General features: G+C 40.6%; 17 protein-coding genes and 3 pseudogenes. 9 read left to right on the forward strand and 11 right to left on the reverse strand.

Annotated features, from left to right (window positions below; genetic code table 11):
* Window positions 1-100 precede the first annotated feature (100 nt).
* Together Xbud_RS14970 and Xbud_RS14975 are read left to right on the forward strand one after the other, a co-directional pair.
* Window positions 101-415 (forward strand): annotated as a pseudogene (locus tag Xbud_RS14970) (hypothetical protein); the annotation flags it as partial.
* Between the two features lie 18 nt (window positions 416-433).
* Window positions 434-1,231 (forward strand): Cthe_2314 family HEPN domain-containing protein, encoded by a 798-nt coding sequence (locus tag Xbud_RS14975; protein ID WP_099136801.1) that lies wholly within the window; start codon window positions 434-436, stop codon window positions 1,229-1,231.
* Between the two features lie 67 nt (window positions 1,232-1,298).
* On the opposite strand, the gene Xbud_RS14980 is transcribed toward Xbud_RS14975, so the two are convergent.
* From Xbud_RS14980 to Xbud_RS15015, 8 genes and pseudogenes are all read right to left on the reverse strand, one after another.
* Window positions 1,299-2,552, reverse strand: coding sequence for a DUF3644 domain-containing protein (locus Xbud_RS14980; RefSeq protein WP_099136802.1), 1,254 nt, complete (start codon window positions 2,550-2,552; stop codon window positions 1,299-1,301).
* 38 nt (window positions 2,553-2,590) lie between these two features.
* A complete protein-coding gene (locus Xbud_RS14985; RefSeq protein WP_099136803.1) occupies window positions 2,591-3,505 on the reverse strand; it encodes a DUF4365 domain-containing protein in 915 nt (304 codons plus the stop codon).
* 17 nt (window positions 3,506-3,522) lie between these two features.
* Entirely contained in the window at window positions 3,523-4,176 is a 654-nt protein-coding gene (locus tag Xbud_RS14990; protein ID WP_099136804.1) for a hypothetical protein, read from the reverse strand.
* Window positions 4,177-4,734: 558 nt separating this feature from the next.
* Window positions 4,735-5,154, reverse strand: coding sequence for a bleomycin resistance protein (locus tag Xbud_RS14995; RefSeq protein WP_099136805.1), 420 nt, complete (start codon window positions 5,152-5,154; stop codon window positions 4,735-4,737).
* 371 nt (window positions 5,155-5,525) lie between these two features.
* Entirely contained in the window at window positions 5,526-5,924 is a 399-nt protein-coding gene (locus Xbud_RS15000) for a hypothetical protein (RefSeq protein ID WP_099136806.1), read from the reverse strand.
* 104 nt (window positions 5,925-6,028) lie between these two features.
* A pseudogene (locus tag Xbud_RS15005) lies at window positions 6,029-6,975 on the reverse strand (IS630 family transposase).
* An 83-nt stretch (window positions 6,976-7,058) separates the two neighbouring features.
* Window positions 7,059-8,252: an Ig-like domain-containing protein gene (locus Xbud_RS15010; RefSeq protein WP_244589983.1), complete on the reverse strand. Its 1,194-nt coding sequence runs from the start codon at window positions 8,250-8,252 to the stop codon at window positions 7,059-7,061.
* Between the two features lie 2 nt (window positions 8,253-8,254).
* Window positions 8,255-8,818 (reverse strand): annotated as a pseudogene (locus Xbud_RS15015) (TraC family protein); the annotation flags it as partial.
* A 270-nt stretch (window positions 8,819-9,088) separates the two neighbouring features.
* Between Xbud_RS15015 and atoD the strand changes: the two are divergent.
* From atoD to Xbud_RS15030, 3 genes are read left to right on the forward strand one after another with little or no spacing between them, the layout of a single operon-like run.
* Window positions 9,089-9,739 (forward strand): acetate CoA-transferase subunit alpha, encoded by a 651-nt coding sequence (atoD, locus tag Xbud_RS15020; RefSeq protein ID WP_099136807.1) that lies wholly within the window; start codon window positions 9,089-9,091, stop codon window positions 9,737-9,739.
* A 12-nt stretch (window positions 9,740-9,751) separates the two neighbouring features.
* Entirely contained in the window at window positions 9,752-10,417 is a 666-nt protein-coding gene (locus Xbud_RS15025) for a 3-oxoacid CoA-transferase subunit B (RefSeq protein ID WP_099136808.1), read from the forward strand.
* Entirely contained in the window at window positions 10,414-11,736 is a 1,323-nt protein-coding gene (locus tag Xbud_RS15030) for a TIGR00366 family protein (protein ID WP_099136809.1), read from the forward strand. The genes Xbud_RS15025 and Xbud_RS15030 overlap by 4 nt, the downstream gene beginning before the upstream one ends.
* A 261-nt stretch (window positions 11,737-11,997) precedes the next feature.
* Here the strand turns inward: Xbud_RS15030 and Xbud_RS15035 are convergent, their stop codons facing one another.
* Complete coding sequence (locus tag Xbud_RS15035; RefSeq protein WP_211283531.1) at window positions 11,998-12,423, reverse strand: DUF7823 domain-containing protein; 426 nt, start codon at window positions 12,421-12,423, stop codon at window positions 11,998-12,000.
* Window positions 12,424-12,695: 272 nt separating this feature from the next.
* The gene (locus tag Xbud_RS15040) at window positions 12,696-13,268 is read right to left on the reverse strand and encodes an AidA/PixA family protein (RefSeq protein ID WP_169923083.1); all 573 of its coding nucleotides are present in this window, start codon (window positions 13,266-13,268) and stop codon (window positions 12,696-12,698) included.
* Window positions 13,269-13,821: 553 nt separating this feature from the next.
* On the opposite strand from Xbud_RS15040, the gene Xbud_RS15045 reads away from it, so the two are divergent.
* Window positions 13,822-14,163: an SH3 domain-containing protein gene (locus tag Xbud_RS15045; protein ID WP_099136812.1), complete on the forward strand. Its 342-nt coding sequence runs from the start codon at window positions 13,822-13,824 to the stop codon at window positions 14,161-14,163.
* A gap of 102 nt (window positions 14,164-14,265) precedes the next feature.
* Here the strand turns inward: Xbud_RS15045 and prpR are convergent, their stop codons facing one another.
* Entirely contained in the window at window positions 14,266-15,933 is a 1,668-nt protein-coding gene (gene prpR, locus Xbud_RS15050; RefSeq protein ID WP_099136813.1) for a propionate catabolism operon regulatory protein PrpR, read from the reverse strand.
* A gap of 295 nt (window positions 15,934-16,228) precedes the next feature.
* Between prpR and prpB the strand changes: the two genes are divergently transcribed.
* The 3 genes from prpB to Xbud_RS15065 all read left to right on the forward strand — a co-directional run bounded on the left by prpB (window position 16,229) and on the right by Xbud_RS15065 (window position 19,838).
* Window positions 16,229-17,134, forward strand: coding sequence for a methylisocitrate lyase (gene prpB / locus Xbud_RS15055; RefSeq protein WP_099136814.1), 906 nt, complete (start codon window positions 16,229-16,231; stop codon window positions 17,132-17,134).
* Window positions 17,127-18,290, forward strand: coding sequence for a bifunctional 2-methylcitrate synthase/citrate synthase (prpC, locus tag Xbud_RS15060; protein ID WP_099136815.1), 1,164 nt, complete (start codon window positions 17,127-17,129; stop codon window positions 18,288-18,290). The genes prpB and prpC overlap by 8 nt, the downstream gene beginning before the upstream one ends.
* Window positions 18,291-18,362: 72 nt before the next feature.
* Window positions 18,363-19,838, forward strand: a complete 1,476-nt coding sequence (locus Xbud_RS15065; protein ID WP_099136816.1) for a bifunctional 2-methylcitrate dehydratase/aconitate hydratase — start codon at window positions 18,363-18,365, stop codon at window positions 19,836-19,838.
* The last annotated feature ends 21 nt before the right edge of the window (window positions 19,839-19,859 follow it).

The following is a 19,859-nucleotide window of genomic DNA, read 5'->3' on the forward strand; positions in this document are numbered from 1 at the left end:
TGAAAACTAAGCGTCAGAAAGCAGGATGGGATAATGGTTACATGCTGAAAGTCCTCACGGTGGGTTTTACGTCAGTATAATTTAGACCCGTTTGCCCTATGGTTTAAGCACTCTGAGCACCTCAAATCGCAAGTGTCTTATTGCAGCTTACATTGATCAACAGTTATCTCCATTAAAACTAAAAAACAAGGAAAAACAATTATTTATCAACAGAAAAACTCGACAAGCATTATTAGGAAGAAATAAGCAATTACAATCTGAAAACGAAGAACTTCGCCAGCAGTTAGCTCAAAATACAATATCGATAATTGAAATTGTTAAAGCAGTAAAAATTAACACTATTATTTCTGTTGAAAGCTTATTAGCACCATATCTAATTCGAGAACTACATAAGAAGAAGTTTACAGAAAATTGAAAAGTAAAGCTTATAACTATGAAAAATGAATATTATTGGTGGGACTTAGAAGAATCAACATTTAAAGGTGTACTTTATGATTCTATAAATATGTATTTTTTACACGACCATCCATATACAAATTGGGATGAATTCTCTAAAGCTGATCATCATATGGCTTATGCACAACTGACCTATATTAGGTTTAATGCATTAGAGCAACAATTCGTTGATTTAAGGGTTATACCACAAATGTTAGGCGTACAAAGTTTACCGTTAAAGTCAACAGTCAAAGATATCAATAGATATGAATGGATGAAGTCTATTGTAGATTTAGCACTATTCAGATTCTCAAGCCTTCGAGATATTGCTTTTCATTTCGTTAATGAAGTTCTAGAACTTAATCTACCTGATCATAAATTGAATATTAAGCAATTAAATAAAGAAATTAAAGAAGATTACCCAGAAATATTGAACACTTTAAGAATACTAGATGCAGCAGGAACACCACTACGTTTAAACCGAAATGAAAGAGCTCATAAAGGATTTTGCAACTTACATACAGAAGATGATGAAATGTTTAAAAATATGTCCTGGGTGGAGCAACGTGGTCAAGAAATAACTGGTTATGACTTAATTTCAATATATGAAGAATCACAGAATAAAATTTATACCATTGTAGTAAATGAAGTGCAAAATGCTCTTGATTCTTGTATAGAGCTAGTTGACTTGCTCTATATACATTATCGAGATAAGCATGATGAGTTATCTGTAAATTCGAGAAGCGGTGTTTCTTATCATTTCCATAATTACCATAGAAAAAATTTCAATAATTAAAATTATATCAAATGGGGTCGGTTTATTAGCCCCATTAATATTACTTGATTGAACAAATTACTCATAGTCAATCAGACTGTTGTCTGATCTGTTCAATTTTATCAGTATTTTGTAATTCTGCCGTTAAGAATGTTATCCATTGCTGAGTATAAAGATACCCTTCAAAACCTTCTACAAACCCTGAATATTCACCTTTAAAATTTCTCACAATCTCTCTTGGTCTTGCTTCATAATATTTCCAACATTTAATATGAAGTGGCATATTAAAATCAGGTATTTTTTTTGCCAAAATTTCTACTACTTTTGATGGTCTAAACTTAAAGGGATTTTCAACTCCTTTAATAAAAGCAATACCTTGATCATAGTTTGCCCTTTCATTTTCAGTTAATTTATTTACATTAATAAATTCAATTGCTATATCAGAAGAACTTGCATGATTTCCTAATTTTGGAACTAAAAACGCACGAATTCTATATTTTTGGCTTTCAACTAAATCGTTTTCTAAATCGTTACGATAAGTTTCCATGTATTCTCGGACAACCTTGTAATTCTCTTTTTGTAATTGTTTTAAAGCATCAATTTGAGCCTGTTCTGAAACTCGAGTTAACTGCATTGCTACGGCAAGACTTGCTGTAAGAGCATGCTCATCACCAAATTCCTCTACTAAAATATTTTCAAAATTAATTAAAGCAGATTGGCACTCGCCACAAACTGCTAAATCTATCGCAGGTAAACTTCTATGTTCTATTTTATTTCGCAAACCAATTAAAAATTTTAAATTAGCTTTTTCCGGAGTTAGACTTCCACTCCAATATTCTTCTATACATTCAGTTAGCTCCCACGCTTTTTTCTCACCATCAATAAAAATGGTGTCTCCATCGCTATTAGTATGAAAATAATTAATTCCTTTTTTTTCAAAAATAGCATGAAATAATGAAGTGTAAGCTATAATAATATTTACTATATATCCATAGGTTTTAAATTCAGTATAAGGATTATTGTAAGTGCTCACTGCTAAAAGAGCAAACTCCTTGGCTTTATGAATAAAAATTCCTTTGGCTGATTGATCTGTAGTCTGTTGAAGTTTTTGGCTATGAACAGCTCTAAATTCTTCTTTACTTAGATAAGTAATTCCAGATGTCGTGTATTGAGAACCATCTTTTACAATATATTGATGCCAACGTTTAGAGGGATAAGTTCGGCAGGTCTCTATAGTCCAACCTATTGCTTCTGAAAGTTGCTCTATTGTAAATGTTTCACCTTGCTTTTCTTTATCAACTAAAAAATTATATGCCAAATCAACTTTTTCATATCTATTCATTGTATCATCCATATAACTGTAAAATGATTAAATTCATATTAATACTTTAAGTCTTGCTCTATGCATTCAATAACCATATTTAATAAGGACATTTCTTTTATTGTTAATGATTGAGAGTTTCTAAAATCTTCCATGATTCCAAGAATGTTATTATTGTAACAAAGAAGGTCTATTATAAGTTCAAAACCGCGGTCACAATTATTTTCATTCGCAAAACTTAACCCTCTAAATATATTATATAGTTCTTTATTTGTGATTTTATTTATACGTGTTTTGAAAAAAATTCTTTGCTCTTCTGTAACAACAGGAAAATACCATGATAACCTAAAACCCGTATCATAAACAATATCAGGACTACTATTAGATGAGAAAAAAACCATAACTAATCTTTTCCAAGCTGTTATTTTATCAATACCTACTGATTCAATCCCATCCCTAAATAAATCTATTTTATTCAAGTATTCCGTCGTTACAGGACGATTATAATATTTTTTTATATAATTAATTAGGTGTAAGCAAGAATCACCACCAATAGATAATTCATTGATTTCTTGCAGTTTTTGAGATATGGTACTGGAGTTATTATCCTCGGCAATTATTTTTGAGTTTTTTGAGTAATTATCTAAAATAAACCAAGACGCAATTTTAAGTTTAGGGGAAAATACAATTCCTAAAGTTGGTATTGCGTAGTTAGCCCAGTATTCATAATGCTTTTTGCTTGATTTAAATGAAAAAACTCTTTTTTCGTAATCTATAAAATATTCACCACTCTTAATTTGGACTCCTGCTAACATACCAGTAGCTAATCCATCGTCATCAACGAGTTCGATCTGACCGTCAATACCAACATCACTGGAACTAGTCTCTCTGAAAATTATTCCTGACATGGAAAAAACATAACCAGAATAATGTACACCAGCTCTACTAACTAGTTCTGTTTTAGGGGCTTTCAAAGGTCATCTCCAGTATATTATAAAATAATTAATTGTTTTTGTGACACCCAGTCAGTTTCACCAATAACATAAAAACGAGAAATAGCATCTTCAACAACGGACTGATTAATTGAATCAGTATCAATAATTATTTCTAGTCCAATACCGTATACATAACTACGATTTACCCTAAATGACTCATAAATGAATGGGGGCTCATTACATTCTATTTCTGACTCTAATTTTTTTAATTCTTCGTAATATGTGAGTCCATCTAATTTTTTATAACGTTTTTTTTCTTTTGTAATTAACTTATAAGTTAAAATTTTTCCTGCTTTTGAATAATCAAAAGGAATGAAATCCAACTTCAATTCAGCTTCTTTTTCTTCTCTAGTCATTATAGCGTCAAGCCTCATATGAGCTAAATGGCTAACTTCATCCCTAAATGCTTGTTTAGCTGTTATAATACAAGCGTTCCATAAAATGGATTTATCTGAACTAATAAAATAAAAATCAAACCATTGTCTATTATAATTTAATGTTTCTGAATCATTTAATATTTGATGACTAGTGAATAGCCCACCAAATTCAGTAGTATTTCGACGGATTTTATTTTTTAAAGAAATAACTAAGGCTCTTCTTTGGCGACGAGACAATTTTATGAATGGTAAACGTCTTTTGCGATAGCTCATATCTTTTAATTCGAACCCTCTAGATACTAAACGATAGTTGAGCTTAACATTTTAGTGCGTAAGACTTAAGTGAATCAGGCACTCCGCCATTCGTTAAGTATTATTAGCTTTATAATTTGTGATGGATATCTCATTATAAGATATGTCAAGCAAATAACCACTACAAACATAGGTGTAACATTTATGAAATAGCTCATGAACTAAAACTATCAAAATTAAACATGAAAATCTAGAGCTGGTTCATGAAGTGATTTTAATTTAATTCATGTAAAATAGCATAAATAACAATTAGATAAAGCATATTTTATTTATAAAGTATATGTTAAATCAACATAAGTTAAACGGAACGTAATAACTAATAACTAATAACTTCATAAGATAGATCCTTTCAAGCATTTAGCGACGTTGAGCACTATTGACTCAGATACGTGTTACGAATTTAATAACTTCACTTTCACACGATCTGAACTGAGGCTTATTTTAAGATTGATATTCGGAAAAACCATAAAGTTTCCGGATTGTCTATTAGACTAGCCACCTAATGAATTTTAAAATTCATCATTCAATATACTGGCTGAAGCGGAGAAGATATCCATCAGGATCTTGAACAAGAAACTCTCTTTGACAACATTTTGAATCACCTATTTTGTAGTAGTTGTCACCAATACTACGGTATAGCTGAATATTATTTTTCTGAATACGAGAATATATAGATGCGATCTCATCTACTTCAATTTGAAAATTCACCCCTCTTCCAAGTGGCTTAACGAAACGTCCTGTATTCCAGCCTTCCTCATGGTACTGCTCAAGCATTAGTTGTGCTTCACCTAGACAAATATAAGCGAACTCCGGATCGCTACGTCTGACCATGATGCCAAATCCAATAATATCAACGTAAAAATGCAATGAAGAAGGAAAATCTGTTACCGTTAACTCGGGAACCATACGGTTCCAGTAAAGCTCTTTCTTGTCAGTCATTTTAGTTATCCTTTTTAAACAGGAACAGTATACATCAAGGAATACGATAATGAGAGGCTGACGGCTCTGGTGTCATTTTCAAAAGACGACTGCACGGAATGTCAGAAGTGGGCTGCACTAGAGCCTTATAGAGTAGAGTATAAAAATAGATCATACTGCTCCAAGGTAGATGCCTACCGGTGAATCAATTATAATCGACTTCAGTGACCACCCGAACAGCCATCTTTAAAATGAAATGGTAACTACACAAAAGAGGGTACAGGGTCACAACTTGATAAACTCGCTGCTAATGCGACAAAACCTAATGAAGCCCCCATAATGACTCTAATTTTAAAAATAGAGCCATTGATATTTACCTGTAATAGTTATTCTCACAAATTGCGCAAAAATCTTGCCAAAGCTGCGTCATTAATACTATAACAATATCCACCAATGACATGACAATTAGGGTTCTCGTAATAATCGATATAATCACTAACCATCAATCCCTTAGAATTAATGACTTTTACAATTCGCAGATTTGCTGGAGTAGCCGTTGAATTTTTGTATCTAGATACATCTGATTCATAAAATTCTCTATCTATTAAATCACGGGCTCGAGAGCCAAAATCACCCATACTCCAATTATCACCAAGTCTGGCCCCGTGAGTTCCTGAAAGAATGACAACCTCTTTTGGGTTTTCATCATTAATACCAGGGCGTCTGTTTATTCTATTTAGAGGATCTTCAATATAAGAACCGCGAATTTTTTGAGTTGAACCGTAAATCATTTTCCCTTCATGCTCAATTCATTCCCATACTGGAAGATCATTTTCTGCCATAAGCTCGCCTGTAGGCAATTTGTATACTGGCTGTGGCGGACTTCTATACCAATCTAACTTGAAGATGCAGGTTTTAAAATCTGAAAGTTGTCAGTCAGTCGAGCCGTCAGTTCTTTCGCTTTTTCTGGCAAAGTAACATGAAAAAAGTGACAAAGGGTTTCACGGAACGTTTTCGCATTCGGAAAATAGACATTATTACGCACTTGCTCATTCATATACTTCCACAATCGCTCTATCGGATTGAGGTTTGGGCTGTAAGGCGGTAAATAATGCAATTCAATATTAAGGACATACGCAATATCTTTCACCAACTCTGCTCGGTGGTAACCCGCACCATCCAGAATAATATGGATTTTTTGCGAAAGCGGGTAAGTTTCCCGGATCGCCTCGAAGAAATACGCGATGTTTTTAGCATTGATGCTCGGATATTCACGGATCACGGTGTCTTCAATTCGTTGTAAATTGAGGGCACCCAGAATATTGAGACGGGTACGACTGCCAGTGGTTTCGACCACTTTTACCTGATTTTTTCCTGCTTTCATCCAGCCATAGCTGAGCTTTGTGGACTATGAAGGATGTCGAATTTATGAGGAACTCCCTTTGGTTTTTTGTAGCTGAAACCTTGGCGGTGAAGCCATTTCGTCATTCCGCCCACGCTGAAAGAAACCTGCCAACGTGCTCGGACATAGGCCACAATTTGAGCGGTAGTATGTATCAAATTTGCCGTCAAATAATCAATCAGATCAACGGTTTGTTCGGCAGACAAACGGCTTTCAGAGCCGCCATTTTCCGGGGTGAGCTTTTCCTGAGCGATGAAATCTTTTAGGTGACGGCTTACCGTACTTTCATGAATACGCAAGGCCTGTGCAATCATCTGAGCTGTCCAGCCTTCGGAGGCCAAAAGCACGGCCTTGATGCGATCACAGACTCGACTGTCACGAGTTGTATCATGCATCAATTCGAGGGCACGTTTTTGTTCTGGTGTCAGATGAATTTTCATGGTTGCAAGCATGATCTGGTTTGGATAAGAAATCAAACATCTTCAATAGCGATTGGTATAGGTAAAATAATGGAACACTCTATTCAGTACTGCTGCTTACCACACGCAAATCCCGTCATCGCCCAGGCATTTCGCGTCCATCTGTCTGTCTCTGCCCAAAATACCCATTTTGCCTGATGTTCTGCTGAGCCTGAACGGGCGGCAAGGTAATCCGTTGATGTCACATAAAATTCCCGTACCCAGCCGTCATAAAGATAAAAATTACCCCACTCCTTACAGAGTTGTTCGAGTGCATATTTGGAGGCAATCCGGCTGCCGAGTGATTGACAAATCTGGTTTGCATTCGAGTAAAAATCTTCCGTCAGGCCTGAGCGCTCAAACCAGGTGTGAACCGTCAAGGTCAATTCGACCTGCTGCCCGGTCTCATCAGTATCGGTGAATCTTACTCCGTCAGGATTTTGCTGCACCGTCACCACATTACCCGATACCATAACCGAGGGCGAATCGCTCTGCCAGTTTACCCCGCCTGTATTACCTGCCGTGATAATACGGAATTTTGCACCATGCCAGAAAACGAAAGGCCCTCTGATGCCGAATGATTTCTGGTTGGCATTACCGCCCTCACTGTCAACGGCAACGGTATCAACAAGGCGTAACGGTGGGATAAATTCCACAGAGGAGACGATTGGCTGTTCACCAACGTCAGCAGTAACCAAAGCCGGCCCAGCATGACGACTGACAAAAGTGGCTGTCGCGTTTCCCTGACTGTCTGTCCAACCTTCCGCAAAGATCATCTCGCCAAGATTTCCAGACCAGTCAACCACTTTATCCGCAAGCCCCTGCCCATGAATATCGGTGACCGTGACAGTAAAAATCACCCGATCTTCGCCATCCGCCGCGGCACGGGTTTTATCAACAGTGATAGCCGGTTTCAGTAAACGCTTAAACGTCACCGGAGAAGCATTGAGCATTTTTCCTGACACTTCCGCACTCACTGTTGCCATCCCTGCGGTGCGGCTGACTAACCGGGCTGTCGCTTCTCCCTGGCTGTTTGTCTGCTCCTGCTTATCCAGCAGTTGCCCGTTATCCGCTGACCATTGCACTTTGCTGTTGGCAACGGGTCGATCTGCTGCATCGCGCACATTAACTGTATAAAGGATGCTGTCCTGACCATCGGCAATAACGGTTTGTTTGTCCGCCTGAAGCGTGTGCGTTAGCGAGGTAATAAAGCGAATCGGAGAAGCCATCACCGTTTCACTGCCAACCGCCACTGTCACTTCTGCATTTCCTCGGTCAGTAACGTTGATGATAACTGATGCACCCGATGGTTCAGGTCAGTGACATCTTTGCCGCGCACCAGAAAGGTCAGCGCACTGCGGTACAGTTTATACCGCCATCCCAGTAAGGCTTTGACTTCCTGCACATCCTGCCGGGCACGCGCCGATTCGGTATTTTCCCCCACCGCATTTTTTGCCAGCCGGGTAAAATTCTCTTCCAACGTATCCTGTGCCTGCGCCACAATGGTCAAAGAAACCACGGTGTCTTTCGGCATCATATCCATCAGCGCATTGATATTATCGCCCCGTTTCACTTCACCCGTCAGGGTGCCCGGCTCCGGTGGGCGGCGCAGACGTTCAACCGGAATGGCTTTATGTGGCAGACCATCAAACCACCAGAGTCCATTTTCGGGATCAGACACCGGCGGCGTAAACCACAGGCTTTCGGCAAAGTCATTGTTAACCGGGAGTTCGGGTGGCGTAGAGGTTTCATAACTCACCGTATGGTAAAAATCGGCTTTTGCCATGCTCCAGTCCGGGGATGGATTAAAATGACGTAACAACCAACTAAACATTAACTTTTAACAAAAGGATGAATGCAGAAAGGTTGCTTTGGCAGCCAGCATGATGACAAAGACAGGTAAGACCGGGACTCACTAAACCTGAATATTTTTATGAGTTTAAAGCTCGCAAAGGAATGAGGTATGAGTCGGCGAATGACATAGGGACTCGCAGCTTTAAAGGCTGCAAAAAAGCCGGATATAAAGCTGCAACCTATCTGTCAGAGTTAGCACAATGGAAGCCGTTGCAAACGGGACGCGTTCATATAAATAAACATGAAAAATAAAAAAATAACGATTGATAAGGCAAAGGAATTTTTCTGCGATGGAATGTCCATTATGGTGGGTGGATTTATGGGTGTGGGTACTCCACCACGTTTAATTACAGCGCTATTAGAAACCGGTGTAAAAGATCTAACCCTCATTACCAATGATACTGCCTTCGTTGATACCGGCCTGGGACCATTGATTGTTAATGGCCGGGTAAAGAAATTAATTGCATCCCATATCGGTGCCAATCCAGACGCTGGCCGCCGCATGATCTCCGGTGAAATGGAAGTACAACTGGTGCCACAAGGTACGCTGGCAGAACGGATCCGCTGCGCTGGTGCTGGATTAGGTGGTTTTCTGACACCAACGGGTGTGGGCACCATGGTGGAAGAAGGCAAAGAGAAAAAAGTCATCAATGGCCGGACATACCTTCTTGAACTCCCGCTATATGCCGATCTGGCACTGATTCAGGCACACAAAGCGGATAATTTCGGCAACCTGACCTATCACCTCAGCGCTCGTAACTTCAACCCGCTTATTGCACTGGCCGCAGATATCACGCTCGCTGAACCGGATGAAATCGTACCGGTTGGCTCTCTCGATCCGGACTGCATTGTCACACCGGGTGCTATCATCGACCATCTCATTGTTCAGTAAGGAAAATATGCCATGAACGCTAAAGAATTTATCGCTCGCCGTGTAGCCCTTGAATTGAACGATGGAGATATCGTTAACCTTGGTATCGGCCTACCGACTCAGGTTGTGAACTACCTGCCTGAAGGGATACATATCACTCTACAGTCTGAAAACGGCTTTCTCGGTCTGGGGCCTGTCACACAACCGGATAAAGATCTGGTGAACGCAGGGGGGCAACCTTGTGGTGTACTACCGGGTGCATCTATGTTTGACAGTGCTTTTTCCTTTGCTCTGATCCGGGGTGGTCACGTTGATGCGAGTGTGCTGGGCGGGTTGCAGGTAGACCAAAATGCTAATCTGGCTAACTGGATGATACCGGGCAAGATGGTGTCGGGCATGGGCGGCGCGATGGATCTGGTGACCGGTGCCCGTAACGTGATCATTGCGATGGAACATTGTGCAAAAGATGGCTCAGCCAAAATCCTACGTAAATGCACCATGCCACTGACAGCAGTGAATGCAGTGAATACACTGGTTACTGAACTTGCGGTATTCCGTTTCGAAAACGGTCAGATGGTGCTGTTTGAATACGCATCAGGTGTGGACATTGACACTATCAAGGCGAAAACCGAGGCCAAATTTATCGTCTCTCCGCACGTGAAAGTGATGTCTCTTGATGTAACTGGAGATAGCCTATGATCGGCCACATTTCTCGTGTAATGACACGGGTTGTGAGCCGCTATTTGCCTGATCCGCTGATCTTTGCAATGCTGCTCACCATGCTCACTTTTATAATCGCACTGTCGTTGACACCTAGCACATCAATGGATCTGGTCAAAATGTGGGGGGACGGCTTCTGGAACCTACTTGCATTCGGAATGCAGATGGCGCTGATTATCGTCACCGGTCACGCATTGGCAAGCTCAGGTCCTGTTAAACGTATTCTGAGGCTAACGGCTTCACTGGCAAAAACGCCCACACAGGGTGTGATGCTAGTGACCTTCTTCGGTTCTGTGGCTTGTGTCATTAACTGGGGATTCGGGTTGGTTGTAGGAGCTATGTTTGCCCGTGAGGTCGCCCATCGGGTTCCCGGTTCTGACTATCCGCTTCTGATAGCCTGCGCCTACATCGGTTTCCTGACGTGGGGTGGTGGTTTTTCCGGCTCAATGCCGCTGCTGGCAGCAACGCCTGGCAATCCGGTTGAGCATATCTCAGGTCTGATCCCAGTCAGCCAGACCATCTTTACCAGTTACAACATCTTTATCACTCTCAGCCTTATCGCCGCCATGCCGTTTGTCACCCGTATGATGATGCCGAAAAAAGAGGATATTGTGATGATCGACCCAGTTTTGCTGGAAGAAGAACCGGATTTCCAGAAAAAACTGCCGAAAGACGCACCACTATCTGAACGCATGGAGGAAAACCGTGTTATCACGTGGATCATCGGAATATTGGGTTTCATCTACCTCGGTATGTACTTCGCCAAGAACGGGTTCAACATCACCATTAACACTGTCAACATGATTTTCCTGCTGACCGGTTTATTACTGCACAAAACCCCGATGGCGTATATGCGTGCAGTGGGGGCGGCGGCGAAAAGTACTGCGGGTATTCTGGTGCAGTTCCCCTTCTATGCAGGTATTCAACTGATGATGGAAGGCTCAGGGCTGGGCGGGCTTATCACTGAATTCTTTATCAACGTTGCTAACAAAGACACTTTTCCAATCATGACCTTCTTCAGTTCCGCACTGATTAACCTTGCGGTGCCATCTGGTGGCGGTCACTGGGTTATTCAGGGGCCATTTGTCATGCCTGCTGCTGAAGCGTTGGGCGCAGATTTAGGTAAATCAGTTATGGCTATCGCCTATGGTGAGCAGTGGATGAACATGGTGCAACCGTTCTGGGCATTACCGGCACTGGCTATCGCAGGACTCGGTGTACGCGACATTATGGGCTATTGCATCACAGCACTCTTTTTCTCCGGTCTGATATTTGTTATCGGCCTCACTCTATTTTAACGATGATAAGAATTAAAGATTTATCATGGAAAATATAGTGATTGTCAGCGTTCAGCGTACCGATATCGGCAGTTGACCAATATATCAATAAATTAGAGACACCACCAAATTCCGAAATGATCAAAGGGGAAAACATTTCCCCTTTTATAGGATGGTTATAGTAGATTGATTATTGCTTAATACGCTAACAGGGGTGAGTGTTCTTCTTATTCAAGTTACAGCAAAGTGCAACCTTGAATCCAATATGTAAATATAATCGAGTTATATCCAATTCATACAAAGACGCTTAGTCTCTCCTGCTTTTTTCAATTCAGTACCAAATTTTAGCGAATCGTGACCTTCATACCAACTGATAATTTCATAAGGGATTGTACCAACCAAACTACGTGCACGTTTACCAAGATTATATTTTTCATTACCGATTGTTATATGAAACTCTTTATTTTTAAAGCAATTCTCTATGTCATTGTAATTTTCTTGACTATCATAAGTAAGAACAGAAAAAACAATCTTCGGCGTAGTAAAAACATTTTGAAATTCAGGATGCTCATTATTATTAAATTTAACATACTCATTCCATCCAAATATCATAACATAAGAAAATCCTGTACTATTTTTTATTACATTAAAAGAACCATAATCTGGCACTGTTCCCTTTATCGGTATTTCCATTCTTAGTTTATTCAAATACCCCAAGAAATGTTGTCAATAAAACTATTTATCTTATGCACTTTAATTCCTAAAGTAATATCAGCAATCAACATATAATCTGAAAAAGCAATTAGGGGATCATTAACTTCGGACATAAATTCCTCACTTATGTTTATTAAAACTCAAAGTAATTTTATCCTACCGCTAAACCACCAGAAAACTTTACTTAACTGGCATCAAAAAAGGCCGCGCATCTGCGCGACCTATAGAAGTTTAAATTTAATTCAGTTCTTTTTGTCTGATAAAACTTATCTGTTATCCAGAACAATACCAGGCTCTGCGGCGATGTAACCCTGCAACATACCTTCTTTATATACGCCCAAAATGCACTCATAATACATTACGCGCATAGTGCCCATAGGAGGCATCATATTGACTTTGGTCATCAAATAGCAATTTCTCATTTTCTGCATATCCACATCCATTGGATTTCTTATGTCAACAACTGGCATGTATTTTGTGCTGGCAACTATTTTGTGTGGCTCCAGCATTTGAACCATATCACCCTGCATGACTTTCATCATCGGGTCCATTTTCATCATCGGATCCATTTTCATCATCGCAACAGAATAGTCAGGATTATTATTTAATGTTACTAAATTCATGCGAATTACATCTCCTACATCGCATTTAACCATTAAATTACCTGAGCAATCAACAGAAGTCACTGTTTCATCTTCATGGATGTAGGTAACATATTTTCTAAAAACATCCGCAGACCACATTGAAACTGGACTATTAATATCTTTGCTAAGTTTACCAAAATCATTCATAATATCTTCAGTTCTTATACCCATTAATACATCAATCATTTTAGACATTATAGTACCCTCATTTGTTTGTGGTATTGGCATGTTTTGCTACGCGACCAACATAACACTGGGTCTGCGTTTTATTTATAAGCTTCTTACAGAACATATCATAACAAAATAATATAAAAACCAAGTCTCAAAAAGTATCCTTATAAATAATTTTTTTATCATAATAAAGAAATATTAAATTGTATTTTATATAGATTAATCACCAATAATATCCAAGTTAACTGCCAAACATAATAACTTACTTGCCATGTTATAATGATGATTATTTACCAAAACATTTCAAAACAATCATGGTCATAAATCTTTAATTAATCGTTATCATTAACACATTGACTTCTCAGATTTAAAAGCAATAACTGGAAATAAATTCATTATAAAAATAATAACATAATATTATTGATAATTTTGTTGTAAAATAAAACGGAATAATTTTTCTCTTACTAGTTTCTTTTTAATATATGACTTTCAAAGTTACATAGATATACAATTCTATTCGATGTATAATTACTTATTATCATTCCACTAACTAAATTAAGCTGAATCTGGAGAAAATATGTTTGGGAAAGGTATCGTGATCAAAGATTATGTCAGCGCTTATCCAAATCCAATTCACTTACAAGCTGGCGATGTTGTCGTAATCAGTCACAGTGATATAGAGTACCCTTACTGGGTTTGGGTAACAGATACATCAGAAATAAGTGGTTGGGTTCCACAACAAATCCTTTGTTTCATTCAGGCCAATCAAGCGATCTGTACAGGAAACTACATCGCTCACGAATTGACTGTGCAAATCGGCGAATGTCTATATTTAGAAAAGTTATTAAACAGTTGGTTTCTGGCACATAAAAGATGTGGTGAAACAGGCTGGATACCGCAAAGCTGCGTGGAACTTTAAAAGAATATTACTTCCCTATTCCAATGGGAACTTCAATTTACAGTCATTTTTCTAGCCGTAAATTAACAGTTAAAGTACGTAATTAGATGAGGGTCTTTCTAGTTAATTTTTTCCCTGATCCTGCTTCAGTCTCCGCCATAATGTTGTGCGGCTAATTCCCAAATGTTCTGCTGCTGTCTGACGGTTACCTGAGAAACGAGCCACAACGTCATGTACTGAAATATCACGTTCTGACAGTAATGTTTCCTTAAAGGGAAAAGCGGCTATCTGCGTTTGCAGGTTGTTATTTGTTGCACCAATATCAACCTGACGTTCAGGTGAAAGTGACAGTATTAATGCAGGAGTCAATACCTGCTCAGGATTAGCACTTATGAAGAGAGCGATTCTCTCCATCAGGTTACGCAATTCCCTCACATTTCCCGGCCAATGATAAGATTGCAATATCTCATCGCAATGAGAAAGTTCGCGTACTCTTGAAGCAGAAACAGGTAAATTGAGTGTCGCAAATGCCCGCCGTAAATATTCCAGAGCCAACATACTTATATCGTTTTCCCGCTCCCGTAATGCAGGAAGATTAATCCGCAATACATTTAAGCGATAAAATAGATCGACACGGAAACGCCCTTCGCGCACCCATTGATCCAAATCACAGTGAGTTGCACAAATGATGCGAACATCAACCGCAATTGGGCGATATCCCCCGACTCTGACGACAGATTTCTCTTCTAATACTCTTAATAAGCGTGTTTGTAACGGCAATGGCATTTCACCAATTTCGTCCAGAAATAAGGTTCCTCTGTGCGCAATCTCAAATAATCCTGCACGCCCACCCCGTCGGGAGCCGGTAAATGCCCCTTCTTCGTAGCCAAACAATTCAGCCTCTAATAACGACTCAGCAATTGCCCCACAGTTGACGGCAACAAATGGCCGTGGATGCTTTCCCTTTAACTGACCATAACGCATGGTGTATTCATGATGAATAGCCTGTGCAACCAACTCTTTTCCTGTACCACTTTCTCCCTGAATCAATACGGTAGCCGTTGAACGGGCATATAACATAATTGTGCTGCGCACACGCTCTATTGCAGGGGAATTTCCCCGAATATCACTGATAGTATGTCTGATCCGCAGCTTATCTTCAGTAGGATAAGGTGAAATCACGGCTTGATTAAGTTTCGCCATTTTGGCCATATCTAAAGCATCACGAAATGCCTGCCGGATAGAATCAGCAGAATAGACAAACACCCCCACCAGCTCAGCTTCATAAGCCAGATCGGTGATCAATCCGGCACCTACAATCACTTTAATTCCAATCGCTTTCAGGGCATTAATCTGTGCTCTGGCATCTTCTTCTGTCGCATAGCTACGTTGTTCAATACGCAGATTGAAACGTTGCTGAAATTCCTCCAAGGCAGATAAGGAGTTCTGATAAGTGATCACCCCAATGCGGGAGCTAATTTGTCGGGCGCGAGCCAATGCCTGCATAAAATCAAACCCACTGGCTTTGGTTATGATCACCGGCACTGATAAGCGGCTTTTCAGGTATGCGCCATTAGAACCTGCACAAATCACGGCGTCACAATGTTCGTTTTCCAGACGCTTGCGAATATGTTGCACCGCTTGTTCAAAACCAATATGAATTGGTGTGATATCAGCCTGATGATTAAACTCCGGTGTGATATCTCGAAAAAGATCAAAAAGGCGGGAGACGGAAACTGTCCAGATAACTGGTTTACTACTATCACGTTCTTCGGTTTGTATCGGTATCATATCTCCCCCCTTTTGCTTCTTCTGCCTGTCTTTTACGATGTCTCATTTATTTCCAATGAAACAAAATTGAAACATCATCAGGTTCATTTTGGAACAAGTATATACTATACCTCACGGAAATTCGGAAAGCACAATATAGAAAATCGCCAATTAATCATTTGATTATAAAAATAAAATAGAAAAAAACTCATTATCCGCCTCAATTAACCTCCCGATTATTACTTCTTGGCATAAGCTTTGCTTTATTAACAATTTAATACAAATTAGTTTCATTTTTATAATAGTGGAGTTATACATGGGATTTTATTCTGCTGGTTTGACTTTTCGTCAGGCAATAAAAGAAGAATCTCCGTTACAGGTGGTAGGAACCATCAATGCGAACCATGCATTGTTGGCAAAACGAGCAGGCTATAAAGCTATCTACCTTTCCGGTGGCGGTGTATCAGCCGGTTCATTAGGTCTGCCGGATCTTGGTATCTCAACACTGGATGATGTGCTGACCGATACCCGGCGCATCACCGATGTATGTGACTTACCACTGCTGGTAGATGCAGATATCGGCTTTGGTTCATCAGCATTCAATGTGGCCCGTTCAGTTCGGTCTATTATTAAAGCAGGAGCTGCCGGACTACATATTGAAGATCAGGTCGGTGCAAAACGTTGTGGGCATCGGCCAAACAAAGAGATTGTCTCTAAAGATGAGATGGTAGACCGTATCAAAGCCGCTGTTGACGCCCGTAACGACGAACATTTTGTGATTATGGCCCGTACCGATGCATTGGCAGTAGAAGGATTAAGTGCTGCCCTTGATAGAGCCGAAGCCTATATTGAAGCAGGAGCAGATATGCTGTTTCCAGAAGCAATCACTGAGCTACAAATGTATAAAACGTTTGCTGCAAAAACTCAGGTTCCAATACTGGCAAACATCACTGAATTCGGAGCCACGCCGCTCTTTACTCTCGAAGAGTTAAGAAGCGTGGATGTCTCTATCGCCCTCTATCCCTTGTCAGCTTTTCGCGCCATGAATAAGGCGGCGGAACAGGTCTATACCACGCTCCGTCGCGATGGTACTCAAAAAAATGTGCTCGGTATGATGCAAACCCGTAATGAACTGTATGAAAGCATCAACTATTACGTTTTTGAACAGAAACTGGATGCTCTGTTTTCACAGAAAAACAGCAGAGGTGATACACATGAATGAGCAAAATATAACGACTGAAGCTACACCATTTAAACCGAAAAAATCTGTCGCTTTATCGGGTATTACTGCGGGTAATACCGCACTTTGTACTGTTGGAAAAAATGGCAAGGAGTTACATTACCGGGGTTATGATATTTTTGATTTAGCAGCCCATTGCGAATTTGAAGAGGTTGCTTATCTGTTAATCCATGAAAGACTCCCTTCCCGTGCAGAATTGGCAGCTTACAAAGCCAAACTGAAAGCATTGCGCGGTTTGCCAAGCAGTGTTAAGGCTGTGCTGGAAGCCCTGCCCGCAGTCGCCCATCCAATGGATGTAATGCGTACTGGTGCCTCCGTTCTTGGCTGTACTCTCCCGGAAAAAGAAGATCATAATCTCCCTGGTGCCCGTGATATTGCTGATCGTTTACTTGCCTCCCTCAGCTCCATACTGCTTTATTGGTATCACTATAGTTATAACGGACGCCGTATTGATGTTGAAACTGATGATGATTCCATCGGCGGGCATTTCCTTCATCTTCTGCATGGCAAAAAATCACCAGCATCTTGGGAGAAGGCGATGCACACTTCTCTGATCCTGTATGCAGAACATGAATTCAATGCTTCTACTTTTACCAGCCGCGTGATTGCCGGTACGGCTTCAGATATGTACTCCGCAATTATCGGAGGAATCGGTGCTCTGCGAGGACCAAAACATGGCGGAGCCAATGAGGCTTCATTTGAAATTCAGCAGCGTTATGACACACCAGATGAAGCAGAAGCCGACATTCTCAAGCGATTAGAAAGAAAAGAAGTGATCATTGGCTTTGGCCATCCGGTTTATACCGTTTCTGATCCACGCCATAAAGTGATTAAAGATATCGCCCTGACCCTTTCCAAAGAAACAGGCACACTTCAAATGTTTAATATTGCGGATAGAATTGAATCTGTGATGTGGAATAAGAAAAAAATGTTCCCAAACCTTGATTGGTTTGCAGCCGTGTCATATCACATGATGAGCGTTCCCACCGCCATGTTTACTCCACTGTTTGTTATTGCCCGTACTTCCGGTTGGGCTGCACACATCATTGAGCAGCGTGCTGATAACAAAATTATTCGCCCTTCTGCCAATTATATCGGCCCGGAAAATTTGCTCTTTGTTCCAATTGAACAACGCTGACACCGACTGATAAGTGCCTTTTAAATAGTACTAATTCGTACCTTACATACAATTTTTCAAAAAGGATTGATTATGTCTACCTCTATTCCTGCTTCTACACTAACTCCCGTTGTTAATGATCGTCCCGAATACGATCAGGTGATTGTAGATATCGTGGATTATGTCATGGATTACATCATCGTTTCCCCTATTGCCTATGTCACAGCTCAACACACATTTTTAGATGCATTAGGCTGTGGATTAGAAGCATTGGAGTATCCCGCCTGTACTAAATTATTGGGGCCGATTGTATCCGGTACGGTTGTCCCCAATGGCGCACGGGTGCCGGGTACTCAGTTCGAGCTTGATCCGGTACAGGCAGCGTTCAATATAGGTACTCTTATCCGCTGGCTGGATTTCAACGATACCTGGCTGGCTGCTGAATGGGGACATCCGTCTGACAATATTGGCGGAATACTTGCTGTCGCTGACTGGCTGTCAAGAAATGCTGTAGCTCGTGGGGAACGGCCACTTACTATGTGGGATGTATTCGCCGCCATGATTAAGGCATACGAGATCCAGGGTTGTTTGGCACTGGAGAATGCTTTCAATAAAGTCGGGCTGGATCACGTTGTTCTGGTCAAAATTGCTTCAACCGCTGTAGTTGCTCAAATGTCAGGGCTGGATCGTGAACAGATATTAAGTGCCGTTTCACTCGCTTGGGTAGACAGTCAATCCTTAAGAACTTATCGTCATGCTCCCAATACAGGTTCCCGCAAATCCTGGGCAGCAGGAGATGCAACTTCCCGTGCTGTGCGTCTGGCTCTGATGGCACAAAAAGGTGAGATGGGTTACCCCTCTGTATTAACGGCTAAAACCTGGGGATTTTATGATGTCTTGTTCAACGGCGAGCCATTTCAATTTCAACGTCCCTATGGCAGCTATGTGATGGAAAACATACTGTTCAAGGTTTCTTTCCCCGCTGAGTTTCATGCACAAACTGCGGTTGAAGCCGCCATGCAACTGCATAATCAGTTGAAAGAACTTGGCAAAAATGTCGAAGATATCGCCAAAATCACTATTCGTACCCATCAGGCTTGTATCCGCATTATCGATAAACAAGGCCCGTTATATAACCCGGCCGACAGAGATCACTGCATTCAATATATGGTTGCCATTCCATTGCTGTTTGGTCGTCTCACCGCTGCGGATTATGAAGATGATGTCGCCCAAGAGCCGCGTATTGATGCCTTACGGGAAAAAATAGTCTGTGTTGAAAATCCTGATTTCACGAAGGATTATCATGACCCGGAAAAACGCTCTATTGCCAATGCTCTGACTATCTCCTTCAACGATGACAGCCAGCTTGATGAAGTCATAATAGAGTTCCCAATCGGGCATAGACGACGCCGTGCCGATGGTGTCCCCGCTTTGCTGGAAAAATTCAAGACCAATCTGGCTCGGCGCTTCTCAGCAGAACAGCAACAAAAAATACTGTCAGTATCCCTTGAACTTAACGATATCAAAGACATCCCGGTAAACGAATATCTTGATTTGTACGTTGTTTAATCTGCCTATTTAGCGGTTCTC

Origin of the sequence: Xenorhabdus budapestensis, from assembly GCF_002632465.1 — a bacterium.
GTDB lineage: Bacteria > Pseudomonadota > Gammaproteobacteria > Enterobacterales > Enterobacteriaceae > Xenorhabdus > Xenorhabdus budapestensis.

Bases quoted from the DNA above. Each gene is read 5' to 3' on its own strand.
- Xbud_RS14975 (WP_099136801.1), top strand. From the start codon at position 434: ATGAAAAATGAATATTATTGGTGGGACTTAGAAGAATCAACATTTAAA.
- Xbud_RS14980 (WP_099136802.1), bottom strand. From the start codon at position 2,552: ATGAATAGATATGAAAAAGTTGATTTGGCATATAATTTTTTAGTTGAT.
- Xbud_RS14990 (WP_099136804.1), bottom strand. From the start codon at position 4,176: ATGAGCTATCGCAAAAGACGTTTACCATTCATAAAATTGTCTCGTCGC.
- Xbud_RS14995 (WP_099136805.1), bottom strand. From the start codon at position 5,154: ATGACTGACAAGAAAGAGCTTTACTGGAACCGTATGGTTCCCGAGTTA.
- Xbud_RS15000 (WP_099136806.1), bottom strand. From the start codon at position 5,924: ATGATTTACGGTTCAACTCAAAAAATTCGCGGTTCTTATATTGAAGAT.
- atoD (WP_099136807.1), top strand. From the start codon at position 9,089: ATGAAAAATAAAAAAATAACGATTGATAAGGCAAAGGAATTTTTCTGC.
- Xbud_RS15025 (WP_099136808.1), top strand. From the start codon at position 9,752: ATGAACGCTAAAGAATTTATCGCTCGCCGTGTAGCCCTTGAATTGAAC.
- Xbud_RS15030 (WP_099136809.1), top strand. From the start codon at position 10,414: ATGATCGGCCACATTTCTCGTGTAATGACACGGGTTGTGAGCCGCTAT.
- Xbud_RS15040 (WP_169923083.1), bottom strand. From the start codon at position 13,268: ATGTCTAAAATGATTGATGTATTAATGGGTATAAGAACTGAAGATATT.
- Xbud_RS15045 (WP_099136812.1), top strand. From the start codon at position 13,822: ATGTTTGGGAAAGGTATCGTGATCAAAGATTATGTCAGCGCTTATCCA.
- prpR (WP_099136813.1), bottom strand. From the start codon at position 15,933: ATGATACCGATACAAACCGAAGAACGTGATAGTAGTAAACCAGTTATC.
- prpB (WP_099136814.1), top strand. From the start codon at position 16,229: ATGGGATTTTATTCTGCTGGTTTGACTTTTCGTCAGGCAATAAAAGAA.
- prpC (WP_099136815.1), top strand. From the start codon at position 17,127: ATGAATGAGCAAAATATAACGACTGAAGCTACACCATTTAAACCGAAA.
- Xbud_RS15065 (WP_099136816.1), top strand. From the start codon at position 18,363: ATGTCTACCTCTATTCCTGCTTCTACACTAACTCCCGTTGTTAATGAT.